This window comes from Paenibacillus sp. 01T443, from assembly GCF_056398325.1.
In genome coordinates this window covers 1-20,947 of sequence record NZ_JBFTPE010000009.1, presented here as the reverse complement: position 1 = coordinate 20,947, position 20,947 = coordinate 1, and the positions used below count along the sequence as shown (strand labels likewise).

Annotated in this window: 16 protein-coding genes; 1 reads left to right on the top strand and 15 read right to left on the bottom strand. The window is 46.6% G+C overall.

Annotation, left to right across the window (positions count from 1 at the left end):
• Nucleotides 1-206: 206 nt before the first annotated feature.
• The 14 genes from AC1DLI_RS18490 to AC1DLI_RS18425 form a co-directional block, all read right to left on the bottom strand.
• Nucleotides 207-824: a TetR/AcrR family transcriptional regulator gene (locus AC1DLI_RS18490; protein WP_477605129.1), complete on the bottom strand. Its 618-nt coding sequence runs from the start codon at nt 822-824 to the stop codon at nt 207-209.
• A 439-nt stretch (nt 825-1,263) separates the two neighbouring features.
• The gene (locus AC1DLI_RS18485; protein WP_477605127.1) at nt 1,264-2,007 is read right to left on the bottom strand and encodes an SDR family NAD(P)-dependent oxidoreductase; all 744 of its coding nucleotides are present in this window, start codon (nt 2,005-2,007) and stop codon (nt 1,264-1,266) included.
• 106 nt (nt 2,008-2,113) lie between these two features.
• Nucleotides 2,114-2,452 (bottom strand): bacillithiol system redox-active protein YtxJ, encoded by a 339-nt coding sequence (ytxJ, locus tag AC1DLI_RS18480; RefSeq protein WP_477605503.1) that lies wholly within the window; start codon nt 2,450-2,452, stop codon nt 2,114-2,116.
• 75 nt (nt 2,453-2,527) lie between these two features.
• Complete coding sequence (locus AC1DLI_RS18475) at nt 2,528-3,007, bottom strand: DinB family protein (RefSeq protein WP_477605125.1); 480 nt, start codon at nt 3,005-3,007, stop codon at nt 2,528-2,530.
• A gap of 1,225 nt (nt 3,008-4,232) precedes the next feature.
• The gene (locus AC1DLI_RS18470; protein WP_477605123.1) at nt 4,233-4,436 is read right to left on the bottom strand and encodes a hypothetical protein; all 204 of its coding nucleotides are present in this window, start codon (nt 4,434-4,436) and stop codon (nt 4,233-4,235) included.
• Nucleotides 4,433-5,536: a GerAB/ArcD/ProY family transporter gene (locus AC1DLI_RS18465; protein ID WP_477605121.1), complete on the bottom strand. Its 1,104-nt coding sequence runs from the start codon at nt 5,534-5,536 to the stop codon at nt 4,433-4,435. The genes AC1DLI_RS18470 and AC1DLI_RS18465 overlap by 4 nt, the downstream gene beginning before the upstream one ends.
• A 7-nt stretch (nt 5,537-5,543) precedes the next feature.
• Nucleotides 5,544-6,692: a Ger(x)C family spore germination protein gene (locus AC1DLI_RS18460; RefSeq protein WP_477605119.1), complete on the bottom strand. Its 1,149-nt coding sequence runs from the start codon at nt 6,690-6,692 to the stop codon at nt 5,544-5,546.
• Between the two features lie 11 nt (nt 6,693-6,703).
• Entirely contained in the window at nt 6,704-8,152 is a 1,449-nt protein-coding gene (locus AC1DLI_RS18455; RefSeq protein WP_477605117.1) for a spore germination protein, read from the bottom strand.
• Between the two features lie 50 nt (nt 8,153-8,202).
• A complete protein-coding gene (locus AC1DLI_RS18450; RefSeq protein ID WP_477605115.1) occupies nt 8,203-8,385 on the bottom strand; it encodes a hypothetical protein in 183 nt (60 codons plus the stop codon).
• 217 nt (nt 8,386-8,602) lie between these two features.
• Complete coding sequence (locus AC1DLI_RS18445; RefSeq protein ID WP_477605113.1) at nt 8,603-9,919, bottom strand: epoxide hydrolase family protein; 1,317 nt, start codon at nt 9,917-9,919, stop codon at nt 8,603-8,605.
• 281 nt (nt 9,920-10,200) lie between these two features.
• Nucleotides 10,201-10,626: a VOC family protein gene (locus AC1DLI_RS18440; RefSeq protein ID WP_477605111.1), complete on the bottom strand. Its 426-nt coding sequence runs from the start codon at nt 10,624-10,626 to the stop codon at nt 10,201-10,203.
• Between the two features lie 177 nt (nt 10,627-10,803).
• Complete coding sequence (locus AC1DLI_RS18435; RefSeq protein ID WP_477605109.1) at nt 10,804-12,414, bottom strand: cellulase family glycosylhydrolase; 1,611 nt, start codon at nt 12,412-12,414, stop codon at nt 10,804-10,806.
• A 999-nt stretch (nt 12,415-13,413) separates the two neighbouring features.
• The gene (locus AC1DLI_RS18430) at nt 13,414-17,652 is read right to left on the bottom strand and encodes a GH32 C-terminal domain-containing protein (RefSeq protein WP_477605107.1); all 4,239 of its coding nucleotides are present in this window, start codon (nt 17,650-17,652) and stop codon (nt 13,414-13,416) included.
• 568 nt (nt 17,653-18,220) lie between these two features.
• A complete protein-coding gene (locus tag AC1DLI_RS18425) occupies nt 18,221-18,643 on the bottom strand; it encodes a nuclear transport factor 2 family protein (RefSeq protein WP_477605105.1) in 423 nt (140 codons plus the stop codon).
• A 348-nt stretch (nt 18,644-18,991) separates the two neighbouring features.
• Here AC1DLI_RS18425 and AC1DLI_RS18420 point away from each other — a divergent pair, with 348 nt between their 5' ends.
• The gene (locus tag AC1DLI_RS18420; protein ID WP_477605103.1) at nt 18,992-19,957 is read left to right on the top strand and encodes a helix-turn-helix transcriptional regulator; all 966 of its coding nucleotides are present in this window, start codon (nt 18,992-18,994) and stop codon (nt 19,955-19,957) included.
• 1 nt (nt 19,958) lies between these two features.
• On the opposite strand, the gene AC1DLI_RS18415 is transcribed toward AC1DLI_RS18420, so the two are convergent.
• The coding region (locus tag AC1DLI_RS18415) for an alpha-glucosidase C-terminal domain-containing protein (protein ID WP_477605101.1) at nt 19,959-20,947 on the bottom strand (989 nt) is incomplete at its 5' end.

Genomic DNA, 20,947 nt, shown 5'->3' with positions numbered 1-20,947 from the left:
AACAGAAAACCACGTCCAGAGGACGTGGTTTTCTGTTTGTGAAGTGATTTTGGCTTCTGTTTTGTCATTTACACTTTCTTGAAAGACGAACGGGTGAAGCAATCAAATATTTGACGATGAACTCGACCGCGTGAGCTGTGTGCAGCTGAAAAACGTTCTTCGCTGCTCGTTCGGTGGATTCTTCTGAACGCTCGCCTGTTAGCACATCAGACGATGAACGTACGGATATGCGCGAGCATGGTGTCCATTACCGCTTCGAGCGGGCTCGTCTCCTTTCGAACCTGAGTAAGAAGAAGGCCTCCCTGAAGCGCAGTCAGTAGCGCCAGCGCGAGATTATCCGGATCCGCATCGGCTCTCAGCTCTCCCCGGTCATACATGGCGCGAAGTCCTCTACGAATAGCGAGCTCCCACTGCATAAATCCGGCTGCGAGCTCGCTGCGAGCTGCCGGATCTGTATCCGCCAGCGCACTGGCAAGCGAGCCAATCGAACAGCCTCCTTGGTATTGCCGTTCAATTTGAAGCTTCACAATCGCATCGCGCCACATTCGAAGCGCCTCCATGCTGTCCAAATGGCTCAGCAGAGGCTCCTGAGCATCCAGCACCTGTTCGGTCTGATACACAATGACCGCCAATACGAGATCGCGCTTCTCCTTGAAATAGTGGTACAGCTGGGAGGAGCTGACCTTGGCCTCCCGCTGCACGTCTTCCACGCTTGTACCGGCAACTCCGCGATCAAACATCAATTTGGCCGCGGCTGCGACGATACGTGCGCGTGTCTCTTTTCCCTTTTTCGTCAGCCGCTGCTCTTGTGTTTTGACATCCATTATATTTTCCATGCATGTAGTATAACAAAAATGGAATGTACAATCCATAAAAAAACTTTATGATGTGCCGTTCGCGAAGGTGGTTTCTCTTCTGAACGGGATCGAACCTGTTTATCGCTTGGTAGAACGTTACCGCGATTCAGCGGTGCTGGGCGGATTGAACTATGTCGAACTCTCATAGAAGTCGAGTTGAATGGATTTATTCATTCTTTTCACAAGCAAAATCTCTCGGTTGATTCTAATCGTTTTCTTTACGACCGTTAACCGAATCTGATTTACCGTTTGCTTTCTTATGTCCTAAAAAAGGAGTGTGTCTTCAGATCGTCATGAGATCTAAAGACACGCCCCTTTTCTGAACTTGGATGAGATCCTATATGATGTTGTTTCAAGTAATGCCGGTTCGGTTTAACTTTGAAAAAAACTGAGAGACTGTCAATAATTAAACTGCGGTTTGTCCACCATCGACGGCAAGGTTTGCGCCGTGAATGAAGCTGGCTCGATCCGTCGCGAGGAATACAACTGCCTCGGCAATCTCATCCGCTGAAGCAGGACGGCCTGCCGGTGCTTGGGCAGCAAGTTGATCAAGACCTTCGCCCATTGCGTCAGTTCCTTCCGTGCGCGTAGGTCCTGGGCTGACAGTATTGACACGGACACCGCTTGGGCCGTATTCGGCCGCCCACGCTTTGGTAAGTAGGTTGATAGCCGCTTTGCTCGAACCGTATAGACTCACACCAGACATTCCGTAATCGGCGAGCATCGTCGATATGTTGACGATTGCCCCCTTGCCACTTTCCGCCATCAGCGGCGCCAGTTCGGCGACTAGAAAATATGGTGCTTTGACGTTCAGTGCGTACGTGCGTTCAAAATCATCCTCCGTCGTTTCATGCGTCGGTCCCAACGGGAAGATTCCTGCATTGTTGACAAGAATGTCGACTCTGCCGTTACCCAGTTCGACTGCGCGCTTCGCCAGGCTTCTTGCGCTCGACGCGTCGCGAAGATCCGTCTGCACGAAATCCGCCTTTCCTCCTGCTGCGCGGATGGCCGCAACCGTCTGCTCGCCACGGTCAGCATTGCGCCCCGCAACCACGACGTGGATGCCTTGCGCGGCGAGCTGATTCGCAACTGCCCGGCCAATACCGCTTGTTCCTCCTGTAATAAGTGCTGTTGATTGATTCGAATTCATGTTATCCTGTCTCCTATCATTTTATGGAGTGTTTAAACCATTCTCCATTTCGGATTGTTAACTCTATATTTTTTATCTTCATTTATTCGACGCTATCATACTTCCGTTATTCAAGTACTGCTGTCATATGCGCTTTCGTAACTGACCAGTGGGAAGTAGCCCAATATTTAGATTTATTTTGAATATAAATCATTTGCGGGGATTCGTGCTTCACATTTATATCCTCAGCAATTTGGTTGGATACAGGGCGTGATTCGATAACTTTCACGAGATTGTAATCAACATTTTGATTCGGATTACTCTTTAAATAATCTTCATATTCACGAAGCGCATTGGCGCTAACTGGACAACTCGTACTATGTTTCAAAATCATCTGTCCACGTTCTGACGACTTAGCCAATACTCCGTTCCACTCTTCAATTGTCGTTATCTCTTTCCAATTCATTTCAATAAGCCCCTTTCCCATACGCTCCGCATGCCCAACGCCCATGTGGGCATATTACTCCTGATTTATCTAATCTTATTTGGATAACATTCTTTTATACAAGGATAGAGTCGAGAAGTGCATTCCTTCATGATACAGGTTATAAACAAGTGCTTGCTCCGGAGTAACCAGATCATTTCCACCTGATGTTGTAATAGTAGATACAGTTTCGTTCAAACGATCAACTGGTAAAATTTGTCTAATTCTTTCGATTTGTCCAGCCAACAACTCCTTCAATTCTGGCAATGTTGGCAATGGGAATAAGTGAGCGTCTTCGTCCAACGGCGATTTTCCGGTACCAAAAAGATCAGGAAATTTTTCCGGCAAATTCAACGGAAGTTTCAATTGTGACAACGCTAAGAACTCTGTAACCAAATAGATATGTCCAAGATGCCAACGGATGTTGTTGCGGAAACCGTCCGGAATTCGATCCGCCATCTCCTCTGTTAGGCCCTCCATCGCTTTTAGTGTTTGAGTTCTGATAAAAGCCAATTCGTTAAAAAGATTTGTTTTCAATTAAAATCGCTCCTTTTCTGTTTTAAGACAACTTGTATTATTTTGCTCGGTTTTCCCGATTGTTAGTCTGGAGCTGATCTCTCAGGCCTTTGCCGGAGGCCTTACGCGAGACGATGTCCTCGACAACATCACGCTCTACTGGCTGACGAACACGGCGATTTCTTCAGAACTCCGCGCCGCATTCAAGTCGCTGCGCTAAAGTCCAGGTCTATCATGTCGTATATACTAACGGGGAACGATAGTTGAAAAGCGAATGGCTACCACGAGGGAGCTATTCTTTACGCTAACGGGCAGGATAGTTAATCAACAATGTTCCTCCTGTAATAAGTGCTTTAGATGGATTCGAATTCATGTATCCTGTCTTCTGTCCCTCCTTCATTTTATGGAGTGTTCAATCCATTCTCAGAAGCTCATACTAACAAACCGTTTTTGGATTGTCAACTCCAAAAAAAATTTTTATCTTCATTTATTCGACGCTATCATACTTCCGTTATTCAAGTACTGCTACTATGGAACAGGCATGATCTTCACAGCTAGATTTATTCCGATTGTATGTCATTCGATATCTCTTCCCGGTGTTATGGCCATAATGCCTCTAGGTAAGTTTACACTTTACACGGGTCTAGCCTTAATACCATACTCCATTCTATATGTTTACATAGGTATGCTGCTCAAAGATAAATGGCAAACGATTGATGAAAAAGCAGGTCCATACATTAAACCATTAATTATCGCAGCTATTATTTTGACGCTTGCGTATGTGGGTTATCAATAATATTTGAAAAGGAAAGGGAAAGCGTAAGTCCAATAATTTGGAGCTTACGTTTCAATTTGTTTCAATAAAAGGAAGAATCACGAAAAAGGAGAGACTTTGATCTAAGTTCAAAGATCCCTATATTAGGAGGGTGAGTAGCGATGAGTGCGAATCTTGCAAGCAAACTGCGGAAGCATGGAGAAAAAATAAAGAGATTGCCGATAAAGCCACATTATAAATATATACCGTAGGGCTTTCCGCTACCGGGCAGGATAATTCGGACCCGTTATTACGGATTTTTGTCATTTATCGGTAGATGTTTCTGGCGTTCGACAACAAGAAGCCGCATCTTTGGGGATACCGGCCTATTATTTTAATTACGCAAATTAATAGTTTGACGAATTTAATTTTCAGGCATCGCGCCTACGCTCCACTCAGTCATTTCTCTCATCCCGATGAAATAATGTGGATTTAAGGCAGGACCCACTCGATGATGAAGGCGATCGCATCATTCAAATCTAACGGATGACGCAGAATGATACTGAGCCACAAAACGGCTCCGATAGTTGCGATTGATAGGAAAACTATAGTCTCTTTGCCGTTGTAAGTGCCGAATTTTCGCATCGCATAACCGATTCCGATGGTTAGGGCATAGACGGCGGCCAGAATCGTCATGCAGAGCCGTCCTTCTTCATCCGCCGACCGTTATCTCTCCATTTGGCCGCGACGATGAAGAGAACGGGAAAAGCCACGGCAAATAAGGAGTAGTATTCGAACAAATATTTTTTTATCCAATCGAGATTTTCGATGATATTCATAAACAGCAGCGAATACGCAGAAATGACCCACACCATCGGATAAATGACGATGTTTCGCCTCTCAATTTTGAACAGCTGGCAGACGCCCAATACGACGCAATAGAATAGTATGCACAGCTTAATACATACTACCAGCACGATATTAACAGCCAGAATCGCCTCCAAATGCTCGGTGAAGCCGGTAAATCTCATTTCGCGGAACATCGAAAAGATTGGGTAAACCAATTGCTGGCCGCGATACACGCCTAGAACCCCAATCGAAATAAAAACGCAAGCGGTCAACATTGCGCCGGCGACAGCGATTCCCGTAATAAACGCGATTTTCACTTTCCTCTGCACGAACGGAATAAGCATCAAAAACGCCACCGTCTCCATAAAGGGGAACGCCAACACGTATCGGGTTTGAATAACAACGTCGCTCAGCTGGAAAGGGTAGGCGACGTGAAAATGATGCCAATTCCACTCCCGCAGCATGATGACTATCGGAACCCAGAACGCTAAATAGAGGTAAGGCACCAGAAGTTCGTTCACCATGGCGATTGATTCGATCCCCTTCGACACTGTGTACGCACTGACGAGCAATATCATGATATGGAATACAGAAATAGGTGTGCGTGGCATGAGGTTAATATGCATGAAATCGCCAAGGTTGCCGGTTACCCACGATGCGATTTGGATGAAAAAGACGATATACAGTAACGAGACGAGGCCGCCGGCCCACTTGCCGAATGCCTGCAAAGCGATCTCGACAAGTGTCTTTCCTGGATACAGCTTGGCAAGGTACGAGTAGCCGAAAGCAAGCACCAGCCCATACAAGGTCGCCCAAATGACGACAACCCAACCATATTGTTTTGCGCTCGCCATGATTGGGCCGGGAAGCAAAATAAACGCAGTACCGATGACATAGATTTGCGTCAACAAGTGAAACTGCCACGCGCTGAGCCGGACGGATTCCATATGCTCTTCATCCTTCCTTGCCTTCCTTGGTATAGGGATCACTCTTGTTGCCGGTCGTCGTTACGTCAGAAGTGACCGAGAAACTCACCGACGTCCGACGCCATGAATCCGAAGTAGCCCCTTCATCCTGCAAGCCCAACAGATCCCAGTTTTTTAACCTTCCCAACACAACCATCTTCTCCGCTTTGTCCGCTACGACGCGATTAAACGCCTTTTCGATCTTGTGTACGTTTTGCAACGTTAATTTGGTATTCTGTTGGTTGTTCAATATGCGGAGATCAGCATGAATGAGGATGTTGAGACGGTTGGCGGATCGGTCCCATTTCCGTTTCACATGGACATTATTCGTCTCGACGTCGACGTAACTTCCGCCTACTTTAACCGTTTCTGTGAATTTCCGATATTTCGTGTTCAGGATGTGAAAATAGTATTTATTCTGACTGTCCAAGCGTCCCTCCATGCGTCCTTTGAAGAACACCGCGCTGTCCGCAAACAAGGACGGTGCTTGTTCACTGACATCAATCTGCTCCATTCTCTTTGTAGTTTCCGCCGGTTTGCCGCTGTAGTGAATCATCGGTATGAGTGTCGGCAATCGGAATTCCATACCTGACGCGATGTCTTTGACACGAATCGGCTCTACGCCCCCCGTAAAGGACCCCCGAGAAAGAACGCGAACAAGCGAGGTGGCATGGCGCCCGGGCACCTTTTCGAGTGTCGTAAAGCTGTTCATTACGGCATGTAGAGGGGAATCTGTCACAAACACATAAGCGTTCATACGCAGTTCGGGACTCGTTTCCAAGTAGTTGAGAATATCAATGATTCCATGACGGGCCACCTCTTCGGATAATATATAGCACTGCAAATGTGAGGTGAAAAGCAAACGCGGCATCATCGTGGCCGTTTTCTGCATGAACCGGCCCAAGCTATATTCCTTGAAACGATACGTATAAACCGATGCCACGGATCCGCCACCTTGCCTGGAGGAGAGAGCCGGTGGGTTGATTACTTGGTAATAAGCAATATACATGCCAGTCGATGGTTCCCGGTCGATGCCGACTGAGGTGACGATTGCCAGTTCGTTAATTTCCTTCTTGTCCCAGCAACCTGAACAGAGAAGTAAGGCGGCTAGTAAGATCAAGAGCCATAATTTCCGCAATGTTCGCCCCCCTATTTTTTCCTAGAGAACATCTGAGGTTTTCGTTTCATCCAGAACCGAGGAACGCGCAGGATAGTGTCTTTGAAGTCTGACAGCATCAAAGGCGCAATGGGAGACATGTACTTCACACCGAAGGAACGCAATGAGACTAGATGGACCAAAACAAAAAATGTTCCGCACAGAATACCGAATAACCCCATAAAGCCGGCCAGGAACATGAACACGAACTGGAGGATCCGCTGCGCATTGCCAAAGCCGTAAATTGGCGACACGAAATTGGAGATGGCCGTGATCGAAACGACGATGACCATGGCCGCGGAGACGAGTCCCGCTTCGACTGTGGTCATGCCGAGTACGAGCGCGCCGACGATGGAGATCGATTGACCGGCAATCCGAGGCATCCGCAAACCGGCTTCACGCAAAATCTCGAACGTGACCATCATGATCATTGCTTCCAGGAACGCCGGAAAAGGCACAGCTTCCCGCTGCGCGGCCAGGTTGATCAAGAGCGGAGTCGGTAGTAGCTCCTGGTGGAATGTGACCACCGCAATGTATAAAGCAGGGATGAAGATCGAGAGCATGAAAGCGAACATTCGCAACCATCGCGACAGTGTGGCGATATCCGGCCTCTGGTAGTAATCTTCTGGTGAAGAGAAGAGTTGGAAAAATGTCACTGGAGCGATCAATGCCATCGGAGTGCCGTCGGTGAGAAGCGCTACTTGCCCGTCCAACAGTTTGCCCGTCACCGCGTCCGGCCGTTCTGTCGCGATGAGTTGCGGGAACGGTGACAACGTCTTGTCTTGGATCCAATCTTCCATATAAGAGCTTTCCAGAATACTGTCAGCTTGGATGGCCTGCAGCCGACGACGGAATTCTTCTACGACGCCAGTGGGGGCTACGTCGGGCAAATAGGTCAAATACACTTTTGTCTTCGTCTTAGTTCCGATGGTCATCTGTTCAAAAACTAAATGTTCACTTTTGAGCCGTTTACGGATGAGAGCCACGTTCCGACCGATGTCTTCGACGAAACCTTCCCGTGGTCCGCGTACTGTGGCTTCCGACTGAGGCTCGGTTACACTGCGATAGTCACTGCGTTTGACGTCAAAGCTTAGGAAACGGTTAACGTGCGTTGGAATCAGCAGACACTGGCCCTCCAGCAGCAGGCGGATGCCCTCATCGGCATCTGTCCATTCCTTGTTTTGGACGAAGGGGATGTGGCGAAGAAACCAGCCCAGGTCGTCCAGATCGTATTCCTCTTCCTCTTCGATTGGAACGGCGGCAAGCATGGGTTTGACGACAAACTCATCCACAAGAGCCGATTCCACAATCGATGATAGATAGAGGCAGGTGAAAGCCGAAGATCCACGGAGAGGGAACGGCCGAATGACGAAGTCAGGGGCCTCCTTCATACGATTTCGGATTTGCTCCTGCATCGGCTCGGTAGCGGAAAGTTTAGGCACTGTTGAACCCTCCATCATTAGTTATTGTGTACGACCATTAGAAAAATATACTAATGAAGCCAGCCGAGATCGTATTCCTCTTCCTCTTCGATTGGAACGGCGGCAAGCATGAGTTTGACGACAAACTCATCTACGAGAGCCGATTCCACAATCGAGGATAGATAGAGGCAGGTGAAAGCCGAAAATCCACGGAGAGGGAACAGCCGAATGACGAAGTCAGGGGCCCCCTTCATACGATTTCGCGGGAAAATACCCGAAAAGGGTATTGGCGAACTGCAGGCAGTCCGATTCTACAACGAGCATTAGACAACCAGTACTGGAAATCCAATGGTTTGAAGAGTTTAACGGACAGATAAAACTCACTACGGAATATTTCATGAACCGCCGTATATCGAACGGTACGTACGGTGGTGGGAGAGGTCGGCGGTTGGTCACCGCCTCCTACTCGATTTAGCGCAGCAACCTAAATGCATTACGCAGCTCATCTACAAAGAGCGCTGGCTGCTCCCACGCCGCGAAGTGTCCGCCTTTGTCGAGCTTGTTGAAATAGATAAGATTCGGATACGCCTTCTGTGTCCAGCTCTTCGGCGCTTCATAGAGCTCGTCGGGAAAGACGCTCACGGCAACGGGAAGTTTAACACCTTTGATGCCAAAGAACGGGTATTTATTCTCCCAGTAGAGGCGAGCCGAAGAAATCGGCGTATTCGTCAACCAGTAGAGTGTGATGTTGTCGAGGACATCGTCTTGTGAGAGGCCCACTGGTTGTCCGTTGAAAGCTTTAGTAATCAGCGCCAGGCTCTTCGCGTCATGGTCCAGCATAAAGGCGGCCAAACCTACAGGCGAATCCGCGAGTCCCATAAGAGTCTGCGGGCGCGTTCCCATCATCAGGGCGTATGCAGCATGCTTGTAAAAGAAGTCCAGCTGCTCGCATGCGCGTTTTTCTTCGCCAGTCAGACCAGACGGGCAGCCCCGGCCGGCCTGAAGCGCCATATCGGGATCGGACGGAACTACAAAGGGCAAGTTGGTGTGAATGCCGATTAGTCCACTAGGCTGTTGGACACCCATTACGTCTGCTATAATGGCGCCCCAGTCGCCGCCTTGCGCCACATACTTCTTGTAACCAAGACGATTCATCAGCTCTCCATAAGCACGAGCAATGCGGTCAGGGCCCCAACCGGTCGTGGTCGGTTTGCCCGAAAACCCATAGCCAGGCATCGACGGAATGACGACATCGAACGCGTCCGATGCCTTCCCGCCATAGGCCGTGGGATTGGTCAGTGGGTCGATTACCTTCAGCTTCTCGACAATCGAGCCGGGCCATCCGTGCATAAGGATGACTGGCATCGCGTCTTCATGCTTCGATCGGACGTGAATGAAGTGAATGTCCTCCCCATCGATATTGGTGACGAACATCGGCAGAGCGTTCAACTTGGCCTCAAATTTGCGCCAGTCATAATCGTTCGCCCAATAATGGGCTAGGTTCTTCATCGTTGCAAGCTGCGTGCCTTGCGTTTGATCCGACACCGTTTCTTTGTCCGGCCATCTTGTCGCAAGTATACGCCTATGCAAATCGGTAAGCTCCGACTCCGGAATATGCACCTGAAACGGTCGAATGGCTGTTGAATCTGCTTCGGATTCTTGTGGGATTCCATATGATTTCGAATTTGCATTAACCGTTTTGGTCAACGCGCCGAACGTTGTCAATTCCAGGGATAACGCCACAAGCATAGCAATACGAAACCAGAACTTGCTGCAGTTCAAATCCAAATGTTGTAACGCTCCTTTCAGAAAGGTTTAGGGTCAACCTTATCATTAGGTTCCCTCAAAACCGGAATAGTTATCCTACTTTTTCCAAATAAACAAAACAAGCCGATACGATGTGGCGACTTATTCTCAGTCTGTCGAGAAAGCTTATGTGATCAAGTTATTCCCCGATTTGTAGTTGAATAGCACAAAAAAAGATTCCAGTTAAACTGACCTGGAATCCTCTTGCCATGTGGAGCAAATTTCAACTCTGCACCTTTATGAGCGATTTCTTGCCATACTCACTATTGAGCTGACTGTGTTGAAACCTGCCATGTAACACCAAATTTATCTATTACTTGTCCGTATAAAGGACTCCAAAAAGTTTCATGTAATGATATGATCACTTTACCACCATCTTGTAATTTGCCGAATACTTCTTTCGTTGTTTCAACGTCATTAATTAAAATAGATAAGGTGGTTTGATCGCCAATTTGATATGGTAGACCTGTAAATGTGTCAGAAATCATTAAATCTGTTGAACCAACTTTGAGATGTGCATGTAAGATACGATTTTTTTCTTCATCAGATCGATTTGTATCTTCTTCCCCAGACATGTCGCCAAATCTTTGAAGAATAAGGGTCTTTGTATTGAATGCATGTTCATAAAATGAAACAGCTTCCTGTCCATTTCCATTCAATATTAAATAAGGGTTGATACCTAAAATCATAAGAAACACCTCTATTTAAAATTTTGATCTAATCTCAAATTATTATAAACAAATTAACACAAAATTTACGATTTCTTTTTAAACCAATCTCCCGTTAGCTTAATGATGCTACCTCCCTCCCCTCGGGAATGGGACAATGTTTTTGACTTCCGAACCATCCATTTGTTTTTGTTACAATTAGGGATTAACAAACTGCCACTGCAGGTTGGTACTGGTGTTGCTGCTCCACAATTTCAAGTCGGAGCCATTTGTAGCATTGCCCCCGCCATCCAAATAAAGTCCGGTAGCAACATTTTTTATCCTGTAATTACTTCCATAGGCTTCCAATACCCATCGCTGGTTGTTGCTGGTACCGTTGCTCCACTGCCCGCAAATGGAGCCGTTTGTGGTAAGGCCCATTCCGTCAATATACAAACCAGTAGCTACATTTTTTATTTTGTAATAGCTTCCGTAGAATTCCATTACCCAACGTTGGTTGATGCTGGAGCTTTCGCTCCATTGGCCTGCATTTGAGCCGTTTGTCGTACGGCCTATGCCGTCAATATACATACCTGTAGTAACATTCTTCATTTTATAAGTACCCATAACACTCATGATCGCATCAATAATTCCCTGCTGAGTTATAGCATTGGTAGACCTGTTAAACAATCCAAAACCATACTGTCCGTTGACTCCATTATCCCAAATAATAGGTACAGAACCGTATTTCCTTGCAGTCCCGCTTAATGCTTTTGCAAATGCCGCACGATAAGTATTATTCGTTGAATCAAAGGCAGTTTTATCTATGGAACCGTATTCACCGATGACCACAGGATATCCTTGTATTACGAATTTATCATACGTGGACTTCAGTTGCGAATCCAAATACTCTTCCTGTCCCCAGGTTGATTTTTTCGATGCGCTGGTAGCTGTTGCTCCCCATTGGGTTATTGTGCCGGATTCCTCACCAGCGAAGTCCCAAGGCGAGTAATAATGAACGGATATCATGATTCTCTTTTCAGAACTCGGAATAGAAGAAGATCTATAATTATCTGTAGGAAGCACAAAGCCATAATTACCAACTGTATAATCAATGTTAGTATTCCAGCCAGGAATAAGAAGCCATCTTGCACTATTGTTTCCTCCGGTTTGTCTTACGGTATCTACAAAGATTTGATTATAAGCATTAAGATTTGAATAGTATGTGGTGTTAGGTGTGCCATAAGTACCATCAAATTCTTCGTTCATGGATTCAAAGATCAAATGCTCATCATAATTTACAAACGTATTTGCGATCTGCTGCCAGACTTTTTGATATTTTGCTCTAATCGTTGTTTGATCGCTTGAATTGACCAACAGCCAAGACCCGGTAACTGAATTGTAACCGTCTCCATGAATGTTAATGATTACATGCAAGCCCTCGTTGTAGGCATAGTCAACGACTGTTTTAACTCTGTTCAGCCATGTAGAATTAATCGTATAATTTGGTGCACTCCCTATATAATTCAAATACGAAACAGGGATACGGATTGTTTTAAATCCTGCTGCCTTCACCTTTTGAATGAGAGCCTGTGTTACAGTAGGATTGCCCCACGCCGTTTCGCTAGGTGTACCGTTAGAATTGGCTTCAAGCTGGTTTCCCAAATTCCAGCCCGCGCCCATTTCAAAAACAATTTGTGAAGCATTTAATGGTGTGAAATCAGCTGTTACTGCTGCTGATGCTACCGGACTCCAACCGGAAATGACCGTTATAAACACCAATACCATGGCTAATAAATAGACCCTGAATGACTTAACTTTTGACAACATGCCAAAAACCTCCGTCTCTTTTTTCTTCATTATGAAATAACTACAACGAAAGAACCTCCCATCCGAAATCGACTCTATTAATTCCCCCTTTCTATTTATGTAGTCTCTTGGAATTTCTTCCTGGAGACTGGTGGTGCATTTTGATTATACAATTATAGAAGCATATAAATTACCCCATAAATTTCCACAAAAATCATATAAAAACATTGAAAGTGCTTTCATAAAATGAAACGGTAGAAAAAGCTGTGCGAAAATGACGTCAGGACCTCATCCTAACGAAGATACACTGCGTGGAAATGATAATGTGTATTCTTATGTATTTTAATAAAGTCTTTTATAATCAACTTTCACTTATACACAAAACAGCTATCGTATCCGAACAATCTGGAAGTATGGACATCAATTTTTTAGACTACTGCATCGAACTGAAACGGATGAAGTTCATTTATACAGTATTCAAGAAACTCTTTTTCACTCGAAACATCTTTAAACCTAAGATTCTATCAGTAAAATGCATACCTCAGCTCCATCAGCACTCTTTTGAGCGCGAATCCAAAGCACGCCTCTCTCTTGATTGAAATAACGCAGTGCTGCAGCTCGTTTCGGACCGGCACGAAGCGATTCGATTTTTATAAACATTATGAATATTTTCGATCAGTAACCGCAGAAGTGATAGTGATGCACGCATAGCTTCAATCCTTCTACAATGCTGTGGTGCTATACCTCCCGGGGGAACCCTGTAATTCTTGTCCGACCTGCGCCTCAAAATACATACAGCTATATATATGTACAGCTATATGTACAGTTTATTGTTATAAAGGTTAATAAATCCTGCAACTGGATACTGCGTCAGACGCGCCATAGTTCTAATCCTCCTTGGAAATATAGGAAGATTTCGGGCAAAACTGACTTTCATCTCCCCTAATCAGATGGGAGATCTCATAAACATGAGATGATATTATTCAGGGCAAGCGTCAAGAAGACGCCTGCCCCGTTCTATTACACCTTGATCAGCTGCCACTTCTGAGCGGACGACCCGTTGCTCGAGTAGATTTGCACCTTCGTACCGTCGGCGGTTCCTCCGCCTGCGACATCCAATGCTTTGCCGCTGTTCGACGCCTTCAGCTTGAATGTGCCGTCGTTATTCAGCGTGATGTTCCACTTCTGATTGGCGTTGCCGAAGTTTTGCCATATCTGAACGTTGGAGCTATCTCCGGAACCTGCCGCGTCAAGCACTTTGCCGCTGGCTGCCGAGGTGAGCGTGTACGTACCGTCTGTATTCGACGTTATCGTCCATTTTTGGTTGTTAGCTCCAAGCGAAGACCAGATTTGAACGTTGGAGCCGTCTGAGGTGCCGGACGCATCAAGCGACTTGCCACTGCCTATGTTGACCAGCCGATAGACGGAACCGCTCGTTACTTCCGTCCACCAGTATACATTTTGATAATAGGCGATGCCTCCGAAGGCGTTTAGTCCGAAATAACCGCTGGAGAAAGCGCTGTCGTTCACATCGATGGACGGCGACGTTGCATGGTCAAAGTAAACCTTTATATTCGTGCCGTTGGCGATGATCTTGACATGGTAGGTTCTGCCCGGCTGAATAAAGGCCGGAGCGCTTGCCAGCATCTGGCTAGGGCTAAAGCTTCCGTTCAGCTTGTAGAATAACCGGATCATACGGAAATTCGGGTCCACGTTGAGGTAATACCCGCTTGAACCATCCGAGTTTGATCGGAAGAGCAGGGAGCCGGCTCCGCCCGAGGAATCAATACGAATATCCGCTTCATACGTGAAATTGTCTGCCGAAACCGTAGAGATGTAGTTCGTATCTTGATCAAAAGTGCCCGCAATGCCATCCGCAGAGTTGTACCAGCGTCCCGTATCCGGTTCTGCCAATCCGGTTAGGTTCGTGTTAAAAGCGCCTCCAACCTCGACGACGGTTTGGCCGATTATTCCACCGGACTGCGTCGTAGCCGTAATGACCGCCCGGCCGAGTGCAACCCCCGTTACGTTTGCGCTTCTGGAATCCACTGCCGACACTGTAGCAATTGCCGTGTTGCTGGAGCTCCATGTGACGTTTTTATTGGTTGTGCTCTGCGGAAGAACGGCAATATACAGTTGCTCGGTCGCCCCCGGCGTCAGAAACATGCGCGTACGATCCATGACAACCTTCTGTGGATTCGTGCCGGAGGATGGCTCGTTCCGCCACGTGTTTGCAAGCGGATACACTTGAAGCGAAACGACCTTCACATTTCCGCCGTTCGTGTAGAAGGTGAGCCCATCTCTTGCATCGCCTGGCAAGATGACATTGGAGAACACGACTTTACCATCGTTCCCGAACACCTCGATCGAGGACTGGTCGACGTAAATATGCAACTTAATCCGGTTGTTCATCGGCGCAACCGTTGCATCTTGCCAGCCTGAGAAGTAGGTGGTGAAATCATCCTTTCCGGCATCGGTCCGGTTAACGAACATCTGGCTCAGTCCAGGCTTGTAGCCGACATACGTCTTCTGACCTCCTAGATCGCGAAGGCGGAAGCCGAATTCCGTCGAGACGTCGGTTGACGGAATTTCGAACTCGCCAACGATTTCATAGGCTGTGCCCGAGAAATTCGCCAATATATTTGACGTCGATGGGGTGACGGTCGTATCACTGAAGGAAGCGGCCGTTCCGCGCAGCGACTGAAGCTCGGACACCGGCGTTTGCACGAGCCGGACGCCTTCGCCTGCATAGTTCTTCAGCGTAATGACGCGCGGGATGGACAATTGTCCTTTCCACGAGCGAGTCGGGTAGCTGAACGGGTAGTCCCAGTTCGTCATCCAACCGAGCTGAATGCGCCGTCCGTCCGCAGCGGGTATGTCTGCGAACGACATAGCGGCGTACATATCCTTGCCCTGCTCGCTGCGAAGAACCGTTGATGCGGCATTGTCGCTGGTGAACGTCGTTCCGTCAAAGCTGCCTACAAAATATTCCGAAGACGATCCGTCCGTCTCCCGGATCGCTCCAGTGCTAATCGTCAGCACCCACTTCTTGTTCGCTGGATTGCCGTCCACAGGGAGCTGGAAGAAATCCGGGCATTCCCAAATTCCGCCGTGCAGGTAATCGCCGTAGCCGAAGGAGCTGGCATACATCCAGTCGAGCAGGTTCGTCGATGTATAGAACCGGATATGATCGGCGCCGGAGACGACCATGACCCACTTGGAATGGTCTTCATCCCACATCACCTTCGGGTCGCGGAAATCCCAGCTGCCATTTACGCCTCCCGGATTTTCGATAATAGCGTCGCTGCCGTAGAGAGACCACGTGCGTCCTTTGTCAGTGCTGTAGGCGAGGCCTATTTTCTGATTGCCCTTCGTTTTGTCTGGATTGAACGAGGTGTAGTAGGCGAGCAGCCCCGAACCTCCACCAAACAGACCGGTAACGTCATCCTCATCGACGATCGCCGAGCCGGACCATGCATGCCCCATGTCATTCCAAGGAATCGCAATCGGGAGGTTTTTCCAATTAGTCAAATCCGTGCTGACCGTATGCGCCCACTTGCCGCCTTCTTGATGGAACAAATGGTATTCCCCATCATAATAGACCAGCCCGTTCGGATCGGCGACCGCGTATCGCGGCGATGTGAAATGGTATTGCGGACGATAAGGCTCGTTGTACCATTCGCTTGCTTCCGTGACGTATACGTTCTGGAAATAGGCCTTGCCATTGTAGGCGTTCATCCCGATTTTGCCGTTTGAATAGCTGGTATTGGTCACCGCGATAACCGGTGTGGCATAGCCGTCAAGGTAAATCTTGATGCTGGAGCCGACAGCGTTGACCTCCAGATGATATGACTTGCCCGCATCGATCGTATGGCTTGCCGACGCAATCGTGCTTCCCCCGTTAGCGTTGAACAGGCGCACCTGGTCGAGGTTCGGGTCGAGGTTCACAACGTAGCCGGAGGTGCCCTGCGCGTTCCCCCTAAAGACGAGTGCGGCGGTACCGAGAGGTGTTACAGCATCGACCTTCAGATCGCCCTCCAGCACAAAATCTGACGAGGCGTTCTCCGCCATACGGAACGTATTGATTGTACCAGCGCTGACGGCTTTGACTCCACCAAGGTGCGGCGTCCAGGATCCGCCCGTGTCGGTCCAGCCGTACAAGTTCGTGTTCAGATCGCTGATGCGGATATTTTGGAACACGGCACTGCCGTTGTAGACGGCGAGCCCCAGTTGGCCGGAGATATAGCTGGAGTCCGTCACCGAGATGGCCGGCGTGTAGCCGGTCGAGATCTGCGAGCCTACTTGTTGAATATATACTTTAATAGCGCTGCCATCTGCCTTAATTCTAAGCTGGTATACTTTACCTGTATCGATTGTGACGGTTTGGGTTGCCAACGTAACATCGCCGTTCGTCTTAAACAAGCGAAGCCGGTCCATATTCGCGTCAACCTGCAGCCCATAGGCCTGTGTGCCGGCCGAATTGGAGCGGAACAGCATCGTGGCGACGGCATAGTTGCTTTCAATGAGCACGTCGGATTCATATGTAAAGCTGTCCGCGCTTTGGCCGGCCATAAAGTAGCCATTCTGACCGCTTGCCGCCGAAGCCCGCAGGCCGAGCGAGGTCGAAGTCCATGTACCGGAGGAAACCATCCAACCGGTTAAATTTGTAAATACATCGTAAGCGGTTACATTTTGGAAATAGGCTGTTCCATTAAAAACGTTGTAACCGTAGTTACCTTTGGAGTATTTGGTGTCGCTGACGGAAATCGCAAGCGTGCCGCCCAAATAGACCTTGAGCGTAGGTCCGTCCGCCGTAACCTTCAGATGGTAGGCAGTATTCGTATTTAGCGATGTGCTGTATGGAGTCCCGACGCTCGAGCCAGTCGCCAGATCGAACAGCCGGATCTGTCCCAAATTCGGATCTATGCTCACCGCGTAGCCTTTGCTGCCGTCTTCTGCCGCCCGAAACACGAGCGAGCCTACGCCGTAAGGAGTGGAGGCGTCTACCTTCACATCCGCTTCAAGCGTAAAATTAGTATCGCTTGCCGCATTCGTCATACTAAGCGCATTGGCGCTTGCGACGCTGATTCCTTTAAGTCCCTCGCCGGTCTGCACGGACCAGGTTCCCGTAACCGGCACGTAGCCTGGCACGTTCGAATAGAACTCGGCAACGGCAGACGTATGAAGCGCAAGAAGCATTGAGCTGACAATGACCGCAGCCAGAAGCGCGCCTAGTTTGAAGAGTTTATTTCTTCTCATGATTAGACTTCTCCCATCATAGTGTAATTAATTATGTAAGCGTATACAATTTATCGCGTAAAACCTCTTATCCGTCCGATTCTCCTCCTTTCGGATATGCAGAACCAACACTTTCCGTGCCGATTCTCAAGTGAGTGCTCGCCTTCTCAGACAGTATATAGTCAGCTTGAGCAGAAAACTTTCAATTTCTTCGGATTTTTTCTTTTAATTTCTACGTTAAAAGTGACAGCGGACTAAGTTCCAAAAGTTATTTGTATCTCCACTATCAACCTGAAGACCAGCTCCATTACACGACGAGCTCAACTCGTTGATAAAACATTATTACAGTAACGCTATAATGCTTTGGACTATCATATAAATTCTGTATTTTATACATCTGTATATAAAACGGATAAAAGCCTTGTCGTTTATAGATTTGTATTTATATTTAGGAGAACCTTATCCCATAAAATGAAAAAGCCGCGATATACGCGGCACTTAATGAGATAATGTTCTTGTCACCCGACACTGGTTACTCCAGCACTGGATCTCGGCTTTATGAATTACTGATATTACTACCAATAGTACTTTATGGTGCTAACAGCCTTGTGAAAGACATTGATGCCAGTTTCCATTGATCCTCCTGTAACACATATACCTCTGTAACCACAAATGGATTCGTCACTTCATTTCCCCCAACAACAGCTACCAGGCGTACTTTATTTAGAAGAATGGCAGTTGTGCCAATTAGCCGAACAGATGTTTCTTGAATATCTACATTCTTATAAATTATAGAACCGTTTTTAATTACGTCAATTTCCTCGTTTTTAGAAAATGTAGCCCCCATGTGCACGAAAACGGCTTTTTCGTGAAAGAGATTACTTAAATCGTCTAGTTGTCTCTCCCTCATCCAGTCCCATTTATTCTTTGAAAGATCTATAATTGCTTGTTCCATATTTGTATCAATCCTTTTTACTATCATTTTTAATCCAATCCTTTTACTTTTAACCATTTGGACCTCAGATCGGCGATCTCTATATTGTTAAGTCCTACATTGGAATATGAAGATCATCCTTCCTAGTTCCTTCTTCTTTTCCTATTATGCAGTAAATGAAAAAGCGGCCGTTATCCCATTCGTCTCAAATGATTGCCTAATCCTCTCTCAGGGGGGGGCTTCTCCAAGCAAACGACGTCATCAAATACTAAATTACCGTTTTGACAGTGTTCTTGCCACTCGTCCTGGCAAATTACGAGGAAGCGCTGTCACACTTCCCCTTTATCCAAATAGAAGGCAGCCGGTACAGTACCGGCACATTTATAGTATAATTTGTTAACCTGTTAGAATGAGCGGAGGACTCCAGTGAATAAATCCCAGCGGTTATTAAACATTCTCATGACGATCAGTTCCAAGAAGAAATTTAATATAAAGGATCTAACCGAGGAGTTTCAAGTTTCCAAAAGAACAATTCTAAGAGATTTGCAGGAACTATCTGAGATGGGGGTCCCTTTATACTCCGAGTTAGGCATCAACGGGGGATATCATATACTTAAAGATCATACCTTACCTGCGATACGTTTTACTAAGAACGAAGCTATAGGGCTATTTTTTATCGCTGAATCATTAAAATACTATAGCCAATTGCCTTTCGAATCAGAGACACAAGCCGCTTTGAAAAAGTTTTATCATTATTTGCCTTCTAAAGTTAAGAATAAAATAGACCAGATGCGTTCAAAAATCCTTTTCTGGGTCCCCAACCGCCCATTGAAAACCCCGTTTTTATCCGATTTGCTTGAGGCATCACTCAACCAGAGCAGAATCACCGTTTCCTATGAATCACAGAATGGTGTTTCCAGCAGGGATATCCAGGTGATTGGAGTATACACAATGAACGGCTTCTGGTATTGTCCGGCTTATTGTTATAAATCGCAGGATTACAGAACTTTCCGTGTAGACCGTATCCTTTCCTTTGCTGTTCCTACGGAAGCCGTGGAAAAGGTGGACTTAAGCAATCATCATGTTACCGACTGGGTATTTCCTAATAAAGTGGAATCAGATTTAGACCAAACACTGACACTAAAGGTCGAATTGAACAAACGCGGCGTATGGCAATGTAAATCAGATTTCTGGATGTCCCAAGGAATGACGATCCATAAAGATGAAACTGGGACGATCATAAAAACGATACAAGCTTCCGATGTGCCTTGTGTAGTCGATACCATTATGCAGTGGGGTACGGATGCCGTTGTGATGGAGCCGGCACTTATTCGAGACTTGATCATCAAACGCACGAAAGATATATTAAGTCTTTACACGACCTCGCACTAAATCATTTAGACAGTTGATAAATTTGAGTTTCGTAGGCATTAATAAACAAATCATGTTTCCCCATTTCGGGACTGCCTTCATCTTCTCCAGATCGGTAAATCAAATTTTTATTTTCACTTAAATATTTAGTCGCCGCCCTACTCTCTTCAAAGCTTACAACGAGCGGATTGCCAGATAAATTAACGACGATCAGCAATTCCTCTTTCTCGCTCCTTCTAATATAAGACAAAACCATTTCTTCTGAATGATGAATAAATTGCAGCTCTCCATTCCACAAAGCAGTGTGGTTGGTTCTAAGATGGATAAGGGATTTATAATGGTTAAACATCTTTTCATCAAAATGAACCCAGTTCAACTGGTATTCATCAAATAAAGAGGCCCAGGTATCTAAAGTTCGCTCGTTAAATTCTTGCCCCATCATGATAAATGGAACGCCTTCAACGGTCAACAATATAGACGCTGCGGGTATTGCCATTTGCTCCCCCAAGCAGGCCCAGATTCTTGAGCATTCCTTTTCTTCCAGCCATCTCATTCGTAATGCACCTTTTGGGAAGCTGTATACATAGGAATTATAAATCTGAATAAAATCGTTCTGGGTTATTTTTCGATCCGCCATGTCTTTAATCGCTAATCTAAGACTGCCATCATAAGTTAAATTACATGATTCCAGATGGTGATATTCATCGTAGGATTGTGAAATTAGGACGATATCGTCCTTCACTTTACTTAATTCCTGTCTTATTTCTGATAAAAAATCAAAAGGAGTGATATCTGAATCATCTAATCGAAATCCATCAAAATCATACTCGGTGATCCAATACGTCATCGCTTTCATGATGTATGCTCTCATATCTCTGTTATCAAAGCTTAATCCGGCAAAATAGTCCCGACTCGGAACTTCATAATAAACTTCGTTTCTCTCATTTCGTGTAAAATATTCCGGATTGCTTTTGGTCAGGATGTGATCTACGCTTCCGCGATTCATTACCC